Raw genomic sequence first — 20778 nt, 5'->3', positions numbered from 1 at the left:
GGTCGCTCCTTATTTCGTAGCAGTTGGCGCAGGCGGGGCAGAGGGTGCAGCCTGTTTTGATTCGGTCGTTTCGGAAACGCGGACCAGGTCGCCATCGTTGAGGAAACCAGCGCCATCAACCACGATGCGCGCATCGGGCGTCAGACCCGAGAGCACCTCGACCCGGTCGCCGGCGAGCCGGCCCGTCACCACCTTGACCTGGCTGACGCGGTTGTCGGGTGCCAGGCGGAACACGAAGTTGAAGCCGTCGCGCACGACGATGGCGCGTTGCGGCACCGTCAGTGCGTCCGAGGCGCCGAGGTTGAACTCGCCGCGCGCAAACATGCCGGCCTTCGCGGGCGAATTTTTGGCGGGCAGAATGGGCAGATCGACATAGACCAGCGCTGAGCGGGTCTGCGGATCGACCGTGGGCGCAATCATGCGCACGCGGCCCTGGATCTCGCCGCCGCTGGCGGGACGCACGACCGCCGTGGTGCCGGCCGTGATGCGGCCGAGTTCGGCCGAGGTCACTTCGGCGCGCCACTCGAGCCGGCCCTTGCGGATCAGCCGAAACAGCTCGGTGCCGGCGCTGACGACAGCACCCACGGTGGCGGTGCGCGCGGAGATCACGCCGCTGTCGGGTGCCAGCACCTGGGTTTGCCGGCCGCGCAGCTGCTGCGCGCCCAGCACGGCCTGCGCCGCCTCGGCACGCGCGCGCGCGGTTTTTTCTGTCGTCAGGTACTGGTTGATTTGCTGGGTGCTCAGTGCGCCCGAGTTCTGCAGCGTGCGCGCGCGTTCGGCATTGGCCGCGGCGTCGGCCGCGCTGGCCTGCGCTTCGAGCAGGCTGGCGCGCGCCTGGGCCACGTCGGCCTGCACGCTTTCGGTTGAAAAGGTCGCCAGCACCTGGCCGGCCTGGACCACGTCGCCGACATTGACCCGCACCTCGGTCAGGCGCAGGCCGTTCGATTCGGAGCCGATGATGGCTTCCTGCCAGGCCACGATGTTGCCATTGGCGGCCAGCGTGAGCGGCAGGCGCGCCGGCTGCGGCTGCGCGGCGGTCACGGTCAGGGCCGGCTTGGGCGCGGCCTTGGCGTCTGCCGCGGCGTCCCCGGATGTTCCGGACGACAGGAAAAAGAAGGCGCCTGCGGCCACCGCGGCCACAACGATGGCGATCACGGCAACGGGTTTGAGTTTGAATTTTTTCATGGTGTTCTTGGAATCAAACAGGGACGGTCAAAAGGAGAAAAAAAAGAAGAGCTGGAAGAGCTCAGGGCCGGGCGGACGCGGCCTGGGCATTCGACGAGGCCGAAGGGCCGGCGTCAGGGCCGGTCATGGCCGGTGTCCAGCCGCCGCCCATGGCGCGGTACAGCGCCACCCAGGCCGACCGGCGTTCGCGCTGCAGCGTGGCCAAGGCGGTTTCGGCACCGAGTTGCGCGCGGCGCGCGTCTTCCAGTTCAACGAGGCTGGCCAGGCCATTGCGGTAACGCGCGTCGGTGCCGGTGAAGGACGCGCGGTAACCGGTCACCGCAGTCTGGGCATCACCTTCGCGCTCGGCCGTGCTCTGCAGCGTGACCAGGGCTTCCTCGACCTCGCGCACCGCCTGCCGTACCCGCGCGCGGTACAGCGCGGCGGCTTCCTCGTAACGCGCCTGCGCCGCATCGACGTCGGCCGCGCGGCGGCCGCCATCGAACAGCGGCAGGGTCAGGGCCAGCGGCCCGATGGACCAGGTGTCGAGGGTGGTGGTCACGCCGGTGGCGCGAAAACGCGAACTGCCGATGGCGCCGCTCAGGCTCAGGCGCGGGTAACGTTCGGCCTGGGCACTGCCGACCTCGGCACTGGCGGCCGCGACCTCGCGCTCGGCATTGAACACGTCGGGACGCTGCGCGAGCGCACTGGCCGGCACATTTGCTATTGAAATCATAGCTGGTTGCGGAGGCAGATCGGGCGCTGCGGCCACTTTTTGCCTGATGTCCGGCTCGGCCAGGCCGGTCAGGGCCACCAGCGCCTTCAGGTCGAGCTCGCACTGGGCACGCTGCTGGATGGCCCGGCCGCTGGCTTCGGCCGCACTGGCGCGTGCCAGCGCGTCGGTGGCCGGGGCGGTGAAACCGGCGCCGGTGCTCAGCCCCGACAGACGCGCCGTCTCGCCGCGCGAGCTGGCATCGGCCCGTGTCACCGCCTCGAGCTGGCGGCAGGTGCGCAGGCTGTAGTACTGGTTGGCCACCTCGGCCGCCACCGACACACGTGCGTCGTGCCACTGCGCCCGGGCACCGGCCAGGCGTTCGCCGGCGGCATCGCGGCCGGCCAGCCGGCCGCCGAACACGTCGATTTCCCAGCTCGCCTGCAGGCCGGACTGCAGGGTGGTGGTCACCGGCGCTGCGCCGGGCCCGGTCGGCGGTTGCGACCGGCCCCGGCTGGCGCTGGCGGAAGCATCGAGCGAGGGCAGCAGGGCGGCGCCGGCGCCCACCCGCGTGGCACGCGCCTGCTCGATGCGGGACCGCGCCGTGGCCACGGTCGGGCTTACCGCCTGGGCGGCGGCGATCAGTTCGACCAGCAGGGGGTCGCCCTGCTGCTGCCACCATTGGGTCAGGTCGGTCAGGGCGCCGTTGTGCGGCAGGCCGGCGCTGCCGGCGGCTGCCGGCAAGGGGGCAAACCATTGCGCCGGGGCGTTGGCAGAAACCGCTGCCGGCGGGCTTTGCAGGGCGTAGGCGCCCAGCAGCAGCGGCACCAGGGCAACGGCGATGAAGCGGGTTTTTCTCATGGCTTGTTCTTTTTCACGGGCAGGGAGGGCTGGCGCCGGGCGCGTTCCACCGCGACCATGGCCTCGGCAAAATCCACCAGACGCGCGGCCCACAGGTCGATGGCTTGGGGCGTGGCGATCAGCTGCGGCCGGACCGTCACGATCAGGTCGCGGCTGATGAAGGTCTGCATGGCCAGCCCGGCGATGGAAAACGCCAGCCGGTGCAGATCGTCGTCGGGTGTCGTGACGCCCAGATGACGGCCCAGCACTTCCACCAGGGCGGCATGCGCCGGCAGGATGTTGTTGTCGAGTTGCTCGGCCCACAGGCCGGTGGGTTCCAGCATTTCGCGAAAGTGCAGGCGCGTCAGCTGTTGCACCAGGTCGCCCAGCTTCAGGGGCTCGAGAAAACCCCCGATAAACCCTTCGAGCGCCTGCCGCAGCGTCAGGTGCGCCGGCAGGAAGCGCGCAAGGTCGTCGCAGGGCTTGCCCAGCGGTTCGGTGAAAACCGCGCGGTACAGCCCGGCCTTGTCGCCAAAGTAGTAGCTGATCGCGGCAAGGTTGGCACCGGCCGCGTGCGCAATCTCGCGCGTCGATGTTTTGGCAAAGCCCTTTTCGGCGAACAGCTTCAGGGCTGTGAGCAGCAGGTGGGCCCGGGCTTCGGCGCCGTCGGCGCGCTGCCTGCGGGCTTCGGGGCCGCTGGCGGGTGGGTGGGCAGGCAGGGAGGATTTCATGGGCCCGATTGGACCACATAAATCAAACGATTGATTTAATTAAAACAATTGTTTTAATTTAATGCGCGACGTCCAGGCGTCTTCATGGGCGGGCGCCACGGGCCCTGCCCCGCAGCGCCCCTTTCCGCCGTCCTCAGGCTTCGAGGTGGAGCTCCGTGCTTTCGAACACCGTGTGCCACACGGCGAGGATGGCCTCGCGTTCAGCCTGGAGTACCGATGGCACCACCTGGGTCGGCTCCTCATTGAGGCGCGCCTGGTGCTGCACCCGGCGCAGCGCGCGGTAGGCGCGGGCCGCCGCCTGGCCCTGCCCGGCGGGCAGCAGGCCGGCGGCTTCGGCGCGCTGCAGCAAGGCGATGTTGCCCACGTTGTCGGCCAGCTCGGGGTGGCTGCGCGACTGCGACAACACCAGAAACTGCACGACAAACTCGGCGTCCACCATGCCGCCAGGGCTGTGTTTGACGTCGAATTTTTCCCCGGTTTTTTCGCCCCTGATCGGATGGGCTGCGCGCACTTTCTCGCGCATCGCGACAATCTCGCGGCGCAGTGCCGGAATGTCGCGCGCCGCGCTGATTACCGCCAGGCGCACGGCGTCAAAACGCTGGCGCAGGGCGTCGCTGCCCTGCACAAATCGGGCGCGGGTGATGGCCTGGTGTTCCCAGGTCCAGGCGGTGTTGCTGCCGCGCTGCTGCTGGTAATTGGCGTACGCCTCGAAACGCGTGACCAGCAACCCCGAGTTGCCGTTGGGCCGCAAGGCGGTGTCGATCTCGAACAGGTCGCCCTCGCCGGTCTTGATGGTCAGCCAGTTGATCAGCTTGCGCACAAAAGCGGCATACACCTCCGAGGCGCGCTCGTCCTCGTCGTCATAGACGAACACGATGTCCAGGTCGCTGCCGTAGCCGAGCTCCTTGCCGCCCAGCTTGCCGTAGGCAATGATGGCGAACTGCGGTGTCTCGCGGTGGCGGTTTTTCAGGCGCTGCCAGCACCAGTCGGTCGTGACCTTGAGCACGGCTTCGGCCAGCGCGCTGAGGTCGTCGGCGACCTGCTCGACCGTGAGTTGGCCTTCGACGTCGCGCGCCAGCGTGCGAAACAGCTCGGCATGGTGCGCGCGGCGCAGCAGGTTCAGGCAGCTTTCCTCGTCGTCCTCGCCGGTGCGGCGCAGGGCGGCCAGCCGCTGCTGCAGCTCCTGCATGAAGGCGGCGGCGTCAAAACGTTCATGCAGCATGGCGTCGCTGGCCAGCTCATCGATCACACCCGGGTGCTGCAGCAGGTAACGCGCCGGCCATTTGGCCGCGCCCAGCAGGCGCAGCAGGCGCTCATGCACGGCGGGACGCTCCACCAGCAGCGCCAGATAACTCTCCCGGCGCAGCAGCGGCTCGATCCAGTCGATGATGCGCACCGCCGCATCCTCGCCGACCTTGCCTTCGAGCAGCCACTGGGCGGTGCGCTGCACCAGCCGCGCCAGGCGCGTCCTGGCGTCGTCGCGCAGCCCCAGCACGCGCGGGTGCTCGCGCCACAACTCCAGCCGGGCGCGGAATTTGTCGGGCCACTGGTCCGCGAGTTTTTCCAGCAACTCGTCGAGGTTTTGCGGTGCGGCCGGGGCCGATTTGCCGCAGCCCTTGCACTCGCTTTTCTGACCCAGCAGCGTGTCGAACTCCTGGGCGACCAGCTCCCGGTGCATGTCGAGCTCGCTCAGAAACGGGCAGCAGCTGCTGTAACCCAGGGTCTGGGCGATCCAGGCCAGATCATCATCGCGTGTCGGCAACACATGGGTTTGCTGGTCGTCGAGGTACTGGATGCGGTGCTCGACGCGACGCAGAAAATCGTAGGCGCGCATCAAGGCCTCGGCCGTGGCCTGCGCCATCAGTCCGGCGCTCGCCACGCGCTGCAGCGCATCGACCGTCGGGCGGGTGCGCAACTCGGGGAACTGCCCACCGCGCACCACCTGCAGCAGTTGCACGGTGAATTCAATCTCGCGGATGCCGCCGCGCGACATCTTCACGTCGTTGGCGCGTTCGGGGTGGCCGGCGGCCCGCTTGGCGGCGTGTTCGCGGATCTGCCGGTGCAGGATGCGCAGCGCGTCGAACACGTTGTAGTCAAGGTAGCGGCGGAAGACAAAAGGCAGGACGGACCCGCGCATGGCCTGGGCCGAGCCGTTCTGGATACATTCGAGCGGCGCCACCACCCGGCTCTTGAGCCAGGCAAAACGCTCCCATTCGCGCCCCTGGACCTGGAAGTATTCTTCCAGCGCGCCCAGCGAGACGGCGGCCGGGCCCGAGTTGCCGTTGGGCCGCAGGGCCAGGTCCACCCGGAACACAAAACCGTGTTCGGTGGCTTCGCCAATCAGGTTGTAGATGGCCTTGACCTGCTGCGCGAAATATTCATGGTTGGAAATGACGCCCCGGCCATCTTCCCGGCCGGTGGTCTCGCCGTCGTGGTCATAGACGTAGATCAGGTCGATGTCGCTGGAGACATTGAGCTCCCTGGCCCCGAGCTTGCCCATGCCGATCACCCATAGCTGGGCGCGTTGCCCGACCGGGGCGCCCGGCACGTCGAGCGCCTGGGGAGCGCCATGCAGCGCGTCCAGCGGCTTGCGCGACTCGCAGATGGCGATGTCCAGCGCCAGCTCGGCCAGCTCGGTCATGGCCTTGGTGATGACCTGCAGCGGCGCCTGGCCACCATCACAGTCAAGCACCACCAGACGCTCCATGACCAGCTGGCGCAGCACCCGCAGGGCCGCGCCGGTGTCCAGTCCGCCTGCCTGCAAGGCGTCGTAGGTGATCTGCATGCCGGCCCGCTCGGGTGCGCCGGGGGGCAACAGGGCCAGCTCAGCGGCGTAACGCCGCCGTATGCGCTGCACAAACCGCGAGTAGCCCGATGCCGCCAGGGGCTGGGCTGAAAGGTCGGTCGATGGCATGGACATTACAGGACTTCCCTGGGTTGCATTGAACGGACGGAAGCGCTGAAGGTCATAATTCTCATGTCCATGGATCAAACGACACCCTCCCAGCCGGCGCTTGCCTCTCGACGTCTCAAAATTGCCGCGCTGGTTGCCCGCCTGGCCTTGGGCCTGGTGCTGGCTTTCTGGGTGCTTTTCGGCGCGGCCTGGGCCGTGCTGCACGGCTGGATTGTGCCGCGAATCGGTGAATTCCGCCCGCGCCTGGAATCGGCAGCCAGCCAGGCCCTGGGTGTACCGGTGCGCATCGGCCAGATCACGGCCCGGCCCGGGGGGCTGATTCCGTCCTTCGAGCTGCGTGATGTGGCGCTGCTGGACGCCCAGGGGCGCGAAGCCCTGCGCCTGCCGCGCGTGCTGGCAGCCGTCTCGCCATCCTCGCTGTGGGGTCTGGGTTTCGAGCAGCTTTACATTGACCGGCCCGAACTGGACATCCGGCGTACGGCCGACGGCAAGATTTATGTGGCCGGCCTCGATGTGTCGCGCGACCCCAACGACGACAGCAACGCCATCGCCGACTGGGTGTTTTCGCAAACCGAATTTGTCGTTCGCGGCGGCACGGTGCGCTGGACCGACGACCTGCGGCAAGTCCCGTTGCTGGCCCTGACCGAGGTGGACTGGACCTTGCGCAACCCGGGCCGCCGCCACCTGATGCGCCTGGATGCGACGCCGCCGCCTGCATGGGGCGAGCGGTTCAGCCTGCGCGGCGTGTTTCGCGAGTCGCTGTGGTCAGGCGGCGCCGGTCAATGGCGTCGCTGGGCCGGGCAGATGTATGCCGAGTTCGGGCGGGTCGATGTGTCCGAGGTCAAGCGTTACGCCGACCTGGCGAGTCTGGGCATCGACCTGCGGGCCGGCAGCGGCGCGCTGCGGGCCTGGGCCGATGTCAGCAACGGGCAGATCACCGGCGGCACGGCCGATGTGGCGCTGCTGGCGGTGGATGCGCAACTGGGCAAGGCCCTGCAGCCGCTGGCGCTGCAGGCGGTGAGCGGCCGTTTTGGCGGCCGGCAGTTCGCCAACGGCTTCGAGTTTGCCACCGAAGGGCTGCAGTTTCGCACCCGCGATGGTTTGCAGTGGCCGGGCGGCAATGTGTCGCTGGTTTATACCGGTGCCGAAGGCAAGACGGCTGCGCGCGGCGAGTTCCGGGCGGACAAACTCGATCTCGCCGCGCTGGCGCTGATCGCCAGCCGGCTGCCGCTGGGCGATGCAGCGCATGCCATGCTCACTTCGCTGATGCCCAAGGGCCTGGTGGACGTGGTTGAAGCGCGCTGGCAGGGCGCACTCGATGCGCCGCTCAGCTATGCGGCCAAGGGCCGGGTGTCGCAGCTTGAAGTGGCAGCCCAGGCAGCGGCTCAGGGGGTCGGCAACCGGCCCGGGGTGCGGGGCGCGGCGGTGGAGTTTGACCTGACCCATCAGGGTGGGCAGGCCAAAGTCAGGATCACCAAGGGTGAATTGCATTTGCCCGGCATTTTCGAAGACCCGCGCGTGCCGTTCGAGCAGCTCTCGACCGATGCCCAATGGAAGCTGAACGGCCCGAAAATCGACTTGCAGCTGCGCAACCTGGTGTTTGCCAACGCCGATGCCCAGGGCAGCGCGCAGGCCAGCTGGCACACCGCCGACGCCCCGGCGGCGCCTGCCGGTGGCACTGCCCATGACGGCCGCTTTCCCGGTGTGCTGGATTTGCAGGGCAGCCTGAGCCGTGGCGACGGCGGCCGGGTGCATCGTTACCTGCCCCTGATCCTGCCGGACACGGTGCGCCACTATGTGCGTGATGCGGTGACCCAGGGTGCGCTCAGCGACGTGAAATTCCGGCTCAAGGGCAATTTGAATGACATGCCGTTTGCCGACCCCAGGCTCGGCGAGTTCCGGGTGTCGGCCAGGGTGGCCAAGACCACCCTGGCCTATGTGCCGCGGTCGATACAACCCCGTGATGCCAGCGCCTGGCCGGCCCTGAGCGAACTCGATGGCGAACTGGTGTTTGACCGTGCCTCCATGCAGGTCAATGGCGCGACCGGCCGTATCGCCGGTTTCCCCGGGCTGCAGGTGGTCAAGGCCGATGCGCGGATTCCGGACCTCATGCACGCGGCCACGGTGCAGGTGACGGGCGAGATCAAGGGCCCGCTGGCCGAGGCGGTGGCGGTCGTCAACACCTCACCGCTGGGGGACATCACCGGCAAGGCGCTGGCCACCACCGTGGCAACCGGGGCGGCCGGCTACAAGCTTGAACTGAGCCTGCCGCTGGCCGACCTCGACAAGTCCAAAGTGAAAGGCAGTGTCAGCCTGGCAGGCAACGATGTGCAGTTCACACCGGACACGCCGCAGCTCACGCGCGCGAAGGCGCTGGTGAGCTTTACCGAAAGTGGTTTTGCCATCAGTGGCGGGCAGGCGCGCCTGCTGGGCGGCGACGTGCGTCTGGAGGGCGGCACGCGCACGGCGCAGGCCGGCGCGGCGCGGCCCGCGGAGTTTCCGGACGCCACCGTGCTGATTCGGGCCCAGGGCACCCTGAGCGCCGAGGGGCTGCGGCAGGCCCGGGGGCTCGATCTGGTGTCGCGCCTGGGCAGCCGTGCCAGTGGCAGCGCTGCCTACACCGCGAGCCTCGGGTTCCGGCGCGGCGCGACCGAGATCAGTGTCTCCAGCAACCTGCAGGGCATGGCCCTGAGCCTGCCGGCTCCCCTGAACAAGGGCGCCGAGACCGCCCTGCCCGTGCGTTTTGACAACACGGTCGTGCGCGGCGCGGCCGGCGCGGGGCTGCAGGACCAGTTGTCGCTGAGCGTGGGGCGGCTGGCCTCGGTGCAGTACCTGCGCGACATCAGCGGGCCGGAGCCGCGTGTCTTGCGCGGCAGCATTGCCGTCGGCCTGGAGGCCGGTGAAAGTGCGCCCTTGCCCGATAGCGGAGTGGCCGCCAACATCAATCTCGCGAGTGTCGACATCGATGCCTGGGAAAAAGTGCTGGCCACCGGCGCGGCGCCGGTGGCCGCGGCGCCGGCCGAGCGACTGACCCCCGCCAGCGCCGTGATGGGTTATCTGCCGACCACCATGGCGATACGCGCCAGGGAGCTGCTGTTCGACGGGCGAAAACTCAACAACGTCGTGCTGGGCGGATCGCGTGACGGCCTGACCTGGCGCGCCAACATCGACGCGACCGAACTCAATGGCTACGTCGAGTTTCGCCAGCCCGGGGGCGCGGGTGCCGGCCGGCTGTATGCGCGCCTGTCACGCCTGAGCCTGGGCCAGAGCACGGCCAACGAGGTCGAGGCCATCCTCAACGAGCAGCCTGCCAACGTCCCGGCGCTTGACATCGTGGTGGAAGACCTGGAGCTGCGCGGCAAGAAACTGGGCCGGGTTGAAATCGAAGCCATCAACCGCGGCGCCGGGACGGTGGCCCGCGAAGGGGGCGTGCGCGAGTGGCGGCTCAACAAGCTCAATGTCATCGTGCCGGAGGCCACACTGACGGCCACCGGCAACTGGGTGGCCGTCAACGCGCAGCAGCCGGTCGCTGCGGGGGGGGCGCGCGGGACGGCCGAGCGGCGCCGCAGCGTCATGAATTTCAGGCTGGACATTGCCGATTCGGGTGAACTGCTCAAGCGTTTCGGCATGAGCGATGTGATCCGTCGCGGCAAGGGCAAGCTCGAAGGCCAGATCGCCTGGGTGGGCTCGCCGCTGAGCCTGGACTACCCGAGCCTGAGCGGGCAGTTCAATGTGAATGTGGCCTCGGGGCAGTTTCTCAAGGCCGAGCCGGGTATTGCCAAGCTGCTCGGGGTGCTCAGCCTGCAGGCCCTGCCGCGGCGCCTGACACTGGATTTCCGCGATGTGTTTTCGGACGGTTTTTCCTTCGACTTCGTGCGTGGCGACGTCAGCATCAACCAGGGCCTGGCGTTTACCAACAACCTGCAGATGAAGGGCGTCAACGCCGCCGTGCTGATGGAAGGCAAGGCCGACATTGCCAAAGAAACCCAGGACCTGACGGTGGTGGTGGTGCCGGAGATCAACGCCGGCACCGCGTCCCTGATTGCCACCGTCATCAATCCGGCGATTGGCCTGGGTTCCTTTCTGGCCCAGTATTTCCTGCGGCGCCCGCTGACCGAGGCGGCGACCCAGGAATTCCACATTGACGGCACCTGGACCAACCCGAAAATCACCAAGGTGGATCGCAAGGCCGCGGCCGAGGTCAAGCCCGGCGAGAAGCCCGACGAGGACACCGGAGCAAGGAAGTAGCCATGCACGTCGCCGCCCTTCAAATGGTCTCGGGGACCAGCGTCCCCGCCAACCTGGCCATGGCCAGGCACTTGCTGGAGCGTGCGGCCGCGCAGGGCGCCGAGCTGGCGTTGCTGCCCGAGTATTTTTGCGTGATGGGCCTGAAGGACACCGACAAGCTGGCCGTGCAGGAGGCCCCCGGCGCGGGACCCATCCAGGATTTTCTGGCCCGGTCCGCGCGTGAACTGGGGCTCTGGATTGTGGGCGGTACCGTGCCGCTCGGCGCCAGCGACCGCCAGCGTGTGCGCAACAGCTCGCTGGTGTATGCGCCGTCGGGACAGTGCGTCGCGCGTTACGACAAGATTCACCTGTTCCGGTTTGACAACGGGCTGGAGCAGTACGACGAGTCGCGTGTGATTGAAAGCGGCGCAGCGCCGGTGACCTTCGAGCTGCCCTCGGTCGATGGTCACCGTTACCGGGTCGGCCTGAGCGTCTGTTACGACCTGCGCTTTCCCGAGTTGTACCGGGCCATGAAGGCGGACCTGCTGCTGGTGCCCAGCGCCTTCACGCAGACCACCGGCCGGGCGCACTGGGAAGTCCTGCTGCGCGCGCGCGCGATTGAAAACCTGGCCTACGTGGTGGCGGCGGCCCAGGGGGGCGAACACGACAACGGGCGCCGCACCTGGGGTCAGAGCCTGGTGGTTGATCCCTGGGGCGAAGTGCTGGGTGAGCAGGCCCAGGGCCCCGCCGTGGTCATGGCCGAGGTGAGCGCGGACAGGTTGCGGGCGGTTCGCCTGCAGCTGCCCGCGCTGGACCACGGGGTGTTGTGAGCGGGCACGACGAGGCGGTCCGCCGCGCCGAACCGTCTTCGGACCGGCCGCGCTGGAGCCGGCGCTGGGGCTTGTGGGCGCTGTTGGTGGCCCTGCTGCTCGGCCTGTTGTCCACCCTGGTCTGGCTTGCCGGGCGTTACGAGTCCAGCCAGGTGCAAAGCCGGCTCGAGCAGGACGCGGTACAGACCACCACCGACATTCGCGCCGCACTGACGCGCAACGTCCAGGGTATCCAGGCCTTGCAGGCCAGCAGCCCCGATCCGGCCGCCTGGCGTGGGTCCGCATCCGCGCTGCTGCACGAACACCGGGAGATGTTGCGGCTGGAGTGGCGCAATGTGGCGCTGGCGCCGGTCGCCTATGCGGAAACGCCTTACCGGCCTTCGGTGTTTGAGCGGCTCGGGCGTGCCAGTGCGCAGACCGACGTCAGTTTTGCCTGCGCGGCGGCGCGCCGTTTCAGCGGCCCGGCCTATTCAAGCAGCTACTTCCTGCCGCAGGCCGACGGGCTGGGCCTGGAGGTGCTGGACATGTGCCTGCCGGTACTCGCCGGCGGGCAGCTGGCGGGCTACCTGCTGGCGACCTATTCGCTGCAGGATATCCTGTCCGAGCTGGTGGGCCGGCAACTCGCACGTGGTCACGGCCTGGCGTTCACCGAGGCCGATGGCACCCGTCTGGCCATGTACGGCAACCCGGCCCGCGGCAACAGGGTCTATGTCGCGCAACAGCTGCTCGACTTGCCGGGCAACACCATGGTTCTGCGGCTGGAGCGCCAGCTCGGCACGCCCGCCCTGTTTCCCAACCTGCTGACCGCGCTGGTGGCCGCCATGTCGCTGGCGCTGGTCGCCGTGCTGGCGCTGCTCGGGCGCGACATGCGCCGGCGCCTGAAGGTCGAGCACGACCTGGCCGACGCGCTGGCCTTTCGCAAGGCGATGGAGGACTCGCTGGTCACCGGCATGCGCGCCAGGGACTTGCAGGGTCGCGTGACTTACGTTAACCCGGCCTTCTGCCAGATGGTGGGGCTGGAAGCCGCCGAGTTGCTTAAACACGGCACGCCGCCGCCGTACTGGCCGCCCGAGCAGGTCGAGGAGTACGAGCAGCGGCAGGCGCGGCGACTGGCCGGCGCGACCCTGCCGCGGGAAGGCTTCGAGTCTGTTTTCATGCGCCGGGACGGCTCGCGTTTTCCGGTGCTGATCATCGAGGCACCGCTGATCAACGCCGTGGGCAAGCAGACCGGCTGGATGAGCGCCATTCTTGATGTGAGCGAACAGCGGCGCATCGAGGAGCTGTCGCGCGCCAGCCAGGACCGGTTGCAGGCCACGGCCAGGCTGGCCACGGTCGGCGAGATGGCGTCACTGCTGAGCCACGAACTGAACCAGCCGCTGGCGGCCATTTCGAGTTATGCGACCGGTTCGCTGAACTTGCTGCAGAACGCGGTGGCCGGCGAATCGCAACCGCCCGACCACCAGGACCTGCAGCTGGCGATGCGCCGCATCGCCGAACAGGCCGAACGTGCCGGCAAGGTCATCAAGAGCGTGCACGACTTTGTGCGTCGCCGCGACCAGGTGCGCGAGCCCGTCGCGCCGCGCGCCCTGCTGGACGCGGTGCTGCCGCTGGTCAGCCTGCAGGCGCGCAAGCTCGGGGTCCGGGTGTTGATCCAGGTGGACGAAAGTTGCGAGCCGGTGTTGTGCGACCGGACCATGGTCGAGCAGGTGCTGCTGAACCTGGCGCGCAATGGCATGCAGGCCATGCAGTCAACGGACAAGAGCCGGCGTACCGACAAGCTGCTGATCCTGCGCGTGCGGCCGGCGGCCTCCAACGCCCACAGCCGCTGGGTGGAGTTTGCCGTGATCGACCATGGCGAAGGCATTTCGGAGGAGGTGGCGCGCCAGCTGTTCACCCCCTTTTTCACCACCAAGGCCGAAGGCATGGGTCTGGGGCTGAGCCTGTGTCGCACGGTGATCGAGCAGCACGGCGGGTTTCTGGGGTTTGAGGCGGCCCAGCCTCAGGGTACGATTTTCACCTTTACATTGCCGGCCGCGGTCACCGCCGTCGTGGCGGCCGAAACGTCCGCCTGAACCTGTCCCGCGAAGGAATTGCCATGGAACCCATCCACAACGCCACGGTTTACATCGTCGATGACGATGCCAGCGTGCGCGAGGCGCTGGCCTGGCTGCTGCGTTCGCGGCGCCTGACCAGCGAGACGTTTGCCAGCGCCGAGGCGTTCGACGAGCGGATCTCGGCGCCGTTCACCGTCAGCGCGCCCTCCTGTGCCCTGCTCGACGTGCGCATGGGCGGCATGAGCGGGCTGGCCATGTTCGAAAAACTGATCGGGTATGGCCTGCTGCCCACCCTGCCGGTGATTTTTCTGACCGGTCACGCCGACGTGCCGACCGCGGTCGATGCCGTCAAGCGCGGTGCTTTCGATTTTTGCGAGAAGCCCTTTTCCGACAATGCGCTGGTGGACCGCATCGAGCAGGCGCTGATGCAGTCCGCCAGGGTACTGTCCCAGCTCAGCGAGCACACCGGCCTGCGTGCGCGCCTGGAAGGCCTGACCGAGCGCGAGCGCGACGTGATGGCGCTGGTGGTGGAGGGTCTGCCGAACAAGCTGGTGGCCGACCAGCTCGACATCAGCGTGCGCACGGTGGAAGTGCACCGGGCCCGGGTTTTTGACAAAATGCAGGTAAAGTCGGCGGTGGAGTTGGCGAATCTGCTCCGTAATTTATAGCGGATCGCCGGGTTTTTCCGGCGGTGCCTCACGCGGGACATCGCTTTTGAGTTCTCCCTTGTTGCGGCCGGAGAACATCGTCCACCAGACAATGAAAACCAGAATGAGCAAGGCCCCCAGGGCTTCGAGTAAAAGTAAGGCCATGACTGTTTTTTCCCGGATAACACCGACGCTTGTCATTATCGCCGCCGTGCTGGGCCTGGTGTCCTGCGCGACGGCGCCCGTGCCTGCACCCCTGCCTTCGACGCCCGCCGCGGCCAGTGTGCCTGCGCGTCCCGGATCAGGCGCCGAGCCGGCCGCCATGCTGCGCGGCAAGAGCCGCTGGGTGCCGGTGGCCTGGAGCGAACTGCCGGGGTTTGAAAACGACGCCCTGTTCGAGGCCTGGAACGCCTGGCTCAAAAGCTGTGAGCGGCCCGGGCCGGTGTTTGCCCCGCTGTGTGGCGAGGTGCGGCGCCTGAGCATTGCAACAGGGGCGGAGCAGCGTGCCTGGATGCTGGGCCGGTTGCAGCCTTACCGCGTCGAAACCCTGCAAGGCTCGGCCGAGGGGCTGCTCACCAGTTATTACGAACCCGTGCTCCGGGCCAGTCGGCAGCCCGGTGCCGCCTACCCGGTGCCGCTGTACCAGCCGCCGGCCGGTCTGGGCAGCCGCAAGCCCTGGTACACCCGGCAGGAAATCGAGACGTTGCCCGAGGCGCAGGCCGCGCTTCGCGGGCGGGAGATCGCCTGGCTGGCCGATCCGATTGATGCAATGTCGCTGCACATCCAGGGCTCGGGCCGGCTGGCGATCACCGACGCCGGTGGTTCGCAGCGTACCGTGCGGGTGGCGTTCGCCGGTTCCAACGACCAGCCTTTTCGCAGCATTACCCAGTGGCTGATGGATCAAGGCCAGGGCCGGATGAACGCGCCCTGGACCGAATCCACCAAGGCCTGGGCCGCGCAGAATCCGCAGCGCGTGCCGCAACTGCTGTGGAGCAACCCGCGCTACATCTTTTTCCGCGAGGAGGCCCTGAGCGATATGGACGCGGCCTACGGCCCGCGCGGCGCCCAGGGTGTGCCGCTCACGCCCGGCCGTTCGATCGCGGTGGACCGCGAAAGCATTCCCTACGGCACGCCGGTCTGGCTCGCCTCGCGCGGCGCGGCGGCGGACCTGCAAAAACTCGTGATTGCGCAGGACACGGGCAGCGCCATTGTGGGTGCCGTGCGGGCCGATTATTTTGCCGGGACGGGGCCGCAAGCCGGCGAATTCGCCAGCCGCGTGAACCAGCCCCTGCGCCTGTGGGTGTTGTGGCCCAAATGAACCTGCCGTCCACCTTTCTCCCCCGCTGCGGCCTGCTGCTCGCTGCGGCTGCCTTGCTCTCGGCTTGCGCCGTTACCGGCACCGGGTCAGTGCCCGCGCGTTACCGCTGTGAACACGGCATTGATTTCAGCGTGAGGTTTGTCGATGACAGCGCGCTGATCGAGAGTTCGCGCGCCTCCGACGTGCTTTTCCGCGACGCTGGCGGTCAAGGCGCCTCGCAGCCCGTGTACAGCAACCCGCGCATGCGCGCCGAGTTTGGCCTGGGGTCGGGCGGGCGCGAGGCGGTGCTGCGTTACCCCTTGCTGCCGCTGGTGGCGCGCTGCGTGCGGGATGGAAAAGAAGGCCCTTAGGAAGCGCTTCCCTAACGCACCGAAATCCGCAGCTGCACCGTCAGTGTCGAGCGGGTCGCCGACTGCGTGGTGGTGAACAAGCCGGAACGGCTGCCGGTGCCGTCTTCCTCCGACTGGGCCACGGTCACCCATTCATTGAGCGGTGCAACCAGCGTCGTCACCACGCGGGAATCCGCGGGTGGCGACGTCGCGCTGCGTGGGCTTTGCACGGCAGCCAGTTCCAGCTCGGCGCTGTCGCCGCCACGCCAGAGCGGCCGGGCTGCAAAGCCGTTGCCCGCGGTCACCAGCACCGTGCCGCTGCCGTAACGCACGATGCCGTTTTGCACAAAGCTGTGCAGCAGCCGCAAGGGAACGCTGGTGCCCAGCAGGATGTTGGCGCTGCGGCCGTTCAGTACCAGCAGCCTTTGGGTCACGTCGTCCGACCCGGTTCGCTGGCTGCTTTGCGCTTCGAGGTGGACCTGCCCTCCAGAGTGCTCGGGCTGCAGGCGCACTGTGCCGGCGGCGCCCAGGGTGTTCCGGGACTGACTGCTGTCGCGCACCTGGCGTACCTCGATTTGCAGGTTGCGCATCGGCAGGGGCGCCTGATTTGCTATCAAATCGGGAGCTGATTGTGCGCGTGCAGTAAGGGCTGGAGCCATAAAAAGCACTGCAAACAGGGCCAAGGCTGCGTGGGAGCGGCAAACAGGCATGGTGCGGCGTGTCATGGGGCTTTGTCTGACAAGTGGCCCAGGGGCAGCACGCTGCTGGACTTGATCTCGCCCAGCGAAAAGCTGGTGTGCATGTCCTTCACGTTGGGCAGGTTCAGCAGGCTTTTCAGGGCGAAGCGCGAAAAACTGTCAAGGTCCCGGGCCACCACCTGCAACTCGAAGGTGCCGGTGCCGCTGATGTAGTGACAGGCAATGATTTCGGGCAATTTGCGGATGGCTTCCTCCATCGCGCTGGTCGCATCGCCGGTGTTGCGGTCCGCATCGAGGCGCACAAAAGCCAGCACGCCCAGGCCGATCTTGTGCCGGTCGATCTCCGCGCGGTAGCCCTTGATGAAGCCGCCTTCCTCCAGAGCCCTGACGCGCCGCCAGCACGGCGCGGCGCTGAGGCCGACGCGGGTGCTGAGTTCGGCGTTGCTCAAGCGGCCGTCGGTCTGCAATTCATTCAGGATCGCGAGGTCAAACTTGTCGAGTGTTTCCATGGAGGGTAATTTTAAGCAAGAATCTTGCTTGAAGCGCCTTAAACAAGGCATAAAAAGCAAAGACTTATCTGGCCATCACGCCTACACTTTGCTCCTATATAGAGGCATCACCCTATCCGGGTGTGAGCCTTTTCGCGCTGCCTACAAAGCGGTGTCAGCCCCACGACTGGAGACAAGATGAACGCCCCTCTTCCCGAACACATCCGCAAAGCCCTCGAGACGGTCACGCTCGACGACAAATACAGCCTCGATTACGGCCAGGCTTTCATGAGCGGGGTCCAGGCGCTGGTCAAGCTGCCTATGCTGCAGCGCCAGCGCGATGCCCTGCAGGGCAAGAATACCGCCGGCTTCATCAGCGGTTACCGCGGTTCGCCGCTCGGCGGTTATGACCAGGCCTTGTGGAAGGCATCGAGCTACCTGAAGGCGCAGAACATCGTGTTCCAGCCCGGCGTCAATGAGGAACTCGCCGCCACCGCGCTGTGGGGCACCCAGCAGCTGGGCTTTTCGCCACCGGGCACCAACAAGTACGACGGCGTGTTCGGCATCTGGTATGGCAAGGGGCCGGGCGTGGACCGCTGCTCCGACGTGTTCAAACACGCCAACATGGCCGGCACCACCCCCTGGGGCGGCGTGATTGCCGTCGCCGGCGATGACCATGTGGCCAAGAGCTCCACCGCCGCGCACCAGAGCGACCACATCTTCAAGGCCTGCGGCCTGCCGGTGTTTTTCCCGACCAACGTGCAGGAAATCCTGGACCTGGGCATACACGCGTTTGCCATGAGCCGCTTTTCGGGCGTCTGGGCCGGCATGAAAACCATCCAGGAAATTGTCGAATCCAGCGCCACCGCGATGATCGATCCCGAGCGCGTGCAGATCAAGATCCCGCTTGATTTCCAGATGCCGCCGGGCGGCGTGCACATCCGCTGGCCGGATGCGGCGCTGGACCAGGAAGCGCGCCTGTTCGATTACAAATGGTATGCCGCGCTGGCCTACATCCGCGCCAACCGGCTCAATTACAACGTGATCGAAGGCCCGAACGACCGCTTTGGCATCATTGCCAGCGGCAAGGCTTACAACGACACGCGCCAGGCCCTGATCGACCTGGGCCTGGACGACGCCACCTGCCGCCAGCTCGGCATTCGCCTGCACAAGGTGGGGGTGGTCTGGCCGCTGGAAGCGCAGGGCACGCGCGAATTTGCCACCGGCCTGCAGGAAATCCTGGTGGTCGAGGAAAAGCGCCAGGTCATCGAGTACCAGCTCAAGGAAGAGCTCTACAACTGGCGCGCCGATGTGCGCCCCAACATCTACGGCAAGTTCAACGAGGTCGAGGGTGACTTCAGCGGCGGCGAGTGGTCCATGCCGAACCCGACGGCCAACACCTTGCTGCGTGCCAACGCCGACCTGTCGCCTTCGCTGATCGCCCGCGCGATTGCCCAGCGCGTGCGCAAGCTGGGTCTGGACAGCGACATGACGGCACGCATCGACGCGCAGCTGGCGATTCTGGAAGCCAAGGAACGCTCGCTGCAGGTGCTGGAAGTCAAGGCCGACCGTCAGCCCTGGTTTTGCTCGGGTTGCCCGCACAACACCTCGACCAAGGTGCCCGAGGGCTCGCGCGCCATGGCCGGCATCGGCTGCCATTTCATGGCATTGTGGATGGACCGCAGCACGTCGGGCTTCACCCAGATGGGCGGCGAGGGCGTGCCCTGGGTCGGCCAGCAGCCTTTCACGACCGACCAGCATATTTTTGCCAACCTCGGTGACGGCACCTACTTCCACAGCGGCTCGTTGGCGGTGCGCCAGTCGATTGCCTCGGGCGTGAACATCACCTACAAGATTCTCTACAACGACGCAGTGGCCATGACCGGCGGCCAGCAGATCGGCGAGCGGCCGGAAGGCCTCTCGGTGGTGCAGATTGCGCAGTCCATGCGGGCCGAAGGTGCGGCAAAAATCGTCGTGGTGACCGATGAGCCGGAAAAATACGACGGTGTGGCGCTGGCCGAAGGCGTGACGGTGCACCACCGCGACGAGCTCGACACCATCCAGCGGCAGTTCCGCGAGATCAAGGGCACCACGGTCATCATTTACGACCAGACCTGCGCCACTGAAAAACGCCGGCGCCGCAAGCGCGGCACGATGGTTGATCCGGCGGTGCGTGTGGTCATCAACGAGCTGGTCTGCGAAGGCTGCGGGGACTGCAGCGTGCAGTCCAACTGCCTGAGCGTCGAACCGCTGGAGACCGAGTTCGGCCGCAAGCGCCAGATCAACCAGTCCACCTGCAACAAGGACATGTCCTGCCTGAAGGGTTTCTGCCCGAGCTTCGTGACCGTCGAGGGTGGCCAGCTCAAGAAAAAGGCCAAGGGCAAGGCGGCTTCACCGTTCGAGATGGGCGCCCTGCCGCAGCCGCAGATTCCCGCGACACAAGGTGTCAACGGCGCGGTCTGGGGCATCGTGGTGGCCGGCGTCGGCGGCACCGGCGTCATCACCATCGGGCAGTTGCTGGGCATGGCCGGCCACATCGAAGGCAAGGGCATCGTCACGCAGGACGCCGGTGGACTGGCACAAAAAGGCGGCGCGACCTGGAGCCATGTGCTGATAGGCGCGAGCCAGGACGATATCCGCACCACCCGTGTCGGCATGGCCGGCGCCGACCTGATCATTGGCTGCGACCCCATCGTGACGGCCGGCAAGGAAACGGTGCTGCGCATGCGCGAGGGTCGCACCCACGTGGCGCTCAACTCCCACAGCACACCGACGGCGGCGTTTGTGCACAACGCCAACTGGCAGAACCCGGCCGAGGCCTGCGCCGCGGAAATCGCCAAGGCCGTCGGGGTGGCCGGTGTGGGTGCCTTCAATGCCGACGCGGCGTCCATCAAGCTGATGGGCGACAGCATTTACACCAACCCGATGATGCTGGGCTACGCCTGGCAAAAAGGGTGGATTCCGCTGGAATACGCGTCGCTGATGCGTGCCATCGAGCTCAATGCGGTCGCGGTGGACAACAACAAAACGGCTTTCGAATGGGGCCGCCGCGCGGCCCACGACCTGCCCTCGGTGGAAAAGCTGTTTGCTTCCGCACAAGTCATCAGCATGCCGGCCCCGCGCCAGGGCCTGCCTGAGCTGGTGGCACGCCGCGTGGCCTTTCTGACGGAATACCAGAACGCGGCCTATGCCAGGCGCTACGAAAGTTTCGTGAACCGGGTCCAGCAGGCGGAATCGGCGCTCGGAAAAACGTTGCTCACGCAGGCCGTCGCGAAGTCCCTGTTCAAGCTGATGGCCTACAAGGACGAGTACGAGGTCGCGCGGCTGCACACCGACCGCAGCTTTCTCGAGAAGGTCGACGCGATGTTTGAAGGCGACTTCAAGCTCAACTACCACCTGGCGCCGCCCATGATTGCGAAGCAGAACGACAAGGGCGAGCTGCAAAAGCAGAAATTCGGCCCCTGGATGCTGACCGGCTTCAAGCTGCTGGCGAGGCTCAAGGGCTTGCGTGGTACGGCGCTGGACCCGTTCGGACGCACCGAAGAGCGCAGGATGGAGCGCGAACTGATTGCCCAATACGAGGCCAGCATCGAGGAGGTGCTGCGGACGCTGGATGCGGCCAACCATGCCGCGGCCCTGGACATCGCGCGTATTCCTGAGCTCATCAAGGGTTATGGTCACGTCAAGGCACGCCATGTCGAGGCTGCCCGGCAAGCATGGAGCGCCGCGATGGCGGCGTTCCGCCAGCCGGCCTCCAGCGAGCGCCAGCGGGCTGCCTGAGGACCCGCCGGGCCAAGCCAGAGGTCGCGTCCCGCGTGAAAAGGCC

General features: G+C 67.1%; 14 protein-coding genes. 7 read left to right on the top strand and 7 right to left on the bottom strand.

What is annotated here, in order from left to right:
• Nucleotides 1-9 precede the first annotated feature (9 nt).
• From AAG813_RS14130 to glnE, 4 genes are all read right to left on the bottom strand, one after another.
• Nucleotides 10-1185 carry an efflux RND transporter periplasmic adaptor subunit gene (locus AAG813_RS14130; protein WP_341916181.1) on the bottom strand — a complete coding sequence of 392 codons (1176 nt, stop codon included), beginning with the start codon at nt 1183-1185 and terminating at the stop codon, nt 10-12.
• A 61-nt stretch (nt 1186-1246) separates the two neighbouring features.
• On the bottom strand, nt 1247-2737 hold the full coding sequence (locus AAG813_RS14125; protein WP_341916180.1) for an efflux transporter outer membrane subunit: 1491 nt from the start codon (nt 2735-2737) through the stop codon (nt 1247-1249).
• Nucleotides 2734-3447 (bottom strand): CerR family C-terminal domain-containing protein, encoded by a 714-nt coding sequence (locus tag AAG813_RS14120; protein WP_341916179.1) that lies wholly within the window; start codon nt 3445-3447, stop codon nt 2734-2736. Before AAG813_RS14120 ends, AAG813_RS14125 begins: the two co-directional genes overlap by 4 nt.
• Before the next feature lie 133 nt (nt 3448-3580).
• The gene (glnE, locus tag AAG813_RS14115) at nt 3581-6367 is read right to left on the bottom strand and encodes a bifunctional [glutamate--ammonia ligase]-adenylyl-L-tyrosine phosphorylase/[glutamate--ammonia-ligase] adenylyltransferase (RefSeq protein WP_341916178.1); all 2787 of its coding nucleotides are present in this window, start codon (nt 6365-6367) and stop codon (nt 3581-3583) included.
• A gap of 57 nt (nt 6368-6424) precedes the next feature.
• Between glnE and AAG813_RS14110 the strand changes: the two genes are divergently transcribed.
• The 4 genes from AAG813_RS14110 to AAG813_RS14095 are packed head-to-tail and all read left to right on the top strand — an operon-like array spanning nt 6425 to nt 14140.
• On the top strand, nt 6425-10609 hold the full coding sequence (locus AAG813_RS14110; protein WP_341916177.1) for a YhdP family protein: 4185 nt from the start codon (nt 6425-6427) through the stop codon (nt 10607-10609).
• 2 nt (nt 10610-10611) lie between these two features.
• A complete protein-coding gene (locus tag AAG813_RS14105) occupies nt 10612-11418 on the top strand; it encodes a carbon-nitrogen hydrolase family protein (protein WP_341916176.1) in 807 nt (268 codons plus the stop codon).
• Nucleotides 11415-13490, top strand: a complete 2076-nt coding sequence (locus tag AAG813_RS14100) for a PAS domain S-box protein (protein ID WP_341916175.1) — start codon at nt 11415-11417, stop codon at nt 13488-13490. Before AAG813_RS14105 ends, AAG813_RS14100 begins: the two co-directional genes overlap by 4 nt.
• Nucleotides 13491-13513: 23 nt before the next feature.
• Nucleotides 13514-14140 carry a response regulator gene (locus AAG813_RS14095; protein ID WP_341916174.1) on the top strand — a complete coding sequence of 209 codons (627 nt, stop codon included), beginning with the start codon at nt 13514-13516 and terminating at the stop codon, nt 14138-14140.
• Here AAG813_RS14095 and AAG813_RS14090 read toward each other — a convergent pair.
• On the bottom strand, nt 14135-14284 hold the full coding sequence (locus AAG813_RS14090; RefSeq protein WP_341916173.1) for a hypothetical protein: 150 nt from the start codon (nt 14282-14284) through the stop codon (nt 14135-14137). The genes AAG813_RS14095 and AAG813_RS14090 overlap by 6 nt on opposite strands.
• Here AAG813_RS14090 and AAG813_RS14085 point away from each other — a divergent pair.
• A complete protein-coding gene (locus AAG813_RS14085) occupies nt 14232-15437 on the top strand; it encodes an MltA domain-containing protein (protein WP_341916172.1) in 1206 nt (401 codons plus the stop codon). The two genes, AAG813_RS14090 and AAG813_RS14085, sit on opposite strands and share 53 nt — an antisense overlap.
• Nucleotides 15434-15787: a hypothetical protein gene (locus AAG813_RS14080; protein WP_341916171.1), complete on the top strand. Its 354-nt coding sequence runs from the start codon at nt 15434-15436 to the stop codon at nt 15785-15787. The genes AAG813_RS14085 and AAG813_RS14080 overlap by 4 nt, the downstream gene beginning before the upstream one ends.
• Nucleotides 15788-15798: 11 nt before the next feature.
• Here the strand turns inward: AAG813_RS14080 and AAG813_RS14075 are convergent, their stop codons facing one another.
• Both AAG813_RS14075 and AAG813_RS14070 read right to left on the bottom strand, forming a co-directional pair.
• On the bottom strand, nt 15799-16356 hold the full coding sequence (locus AAG813_RS14075) for a hypothetical protein (protein ID WP_341916170.1): 558 nt from the start codon (nt 16354-16356) through the stop codon (nt 15799-15801).
• A gap of 131 nt (nt 16357-16487) precedes the next feature.
• Nucleotides 16488-16973, bottom strand: a complete 486-nt coding sequence (locus AAG813_RS14070) for an Lrp/AsnC family transcriptional regulator (protein ID WP_341916169.1) — start codon at nt 16971-16973, stop codon at nt 16488-16490.
• Nucleotides 16974-17150: 177 nt separating this feature from the next.
• On the opposite strand from AAG813_RS14070, the gene AAG813_RS14065 reads away from it, so the two are divergent.
• A complete protein-coding gene (locus AAG813_RS14065) occupies nt 17151-20732 on the top strand; it encodes an indolepyruvate ferredoxin oxidoreductase family protein (protein ID WP_341916168.1) in 3582 nt (1193 codons plus the stop codon).
• Nucleotides 20733-20778: the final 46 nt, after the last annotated feature.

This window comes from Polaromonas sp. YR568, assembly GCF_943371715.1.
GTDB lineage: Bacteria > Pseudomonadota > Gammaproteobacteria > Burkholderiales > Burkholderiaceae_C > Polaromonas.
The sequence above is the reverse complement of the archived record's forward strand: the minus strand, read 5'-3'. Positions and strand labels throughout refer to the sequence as shown.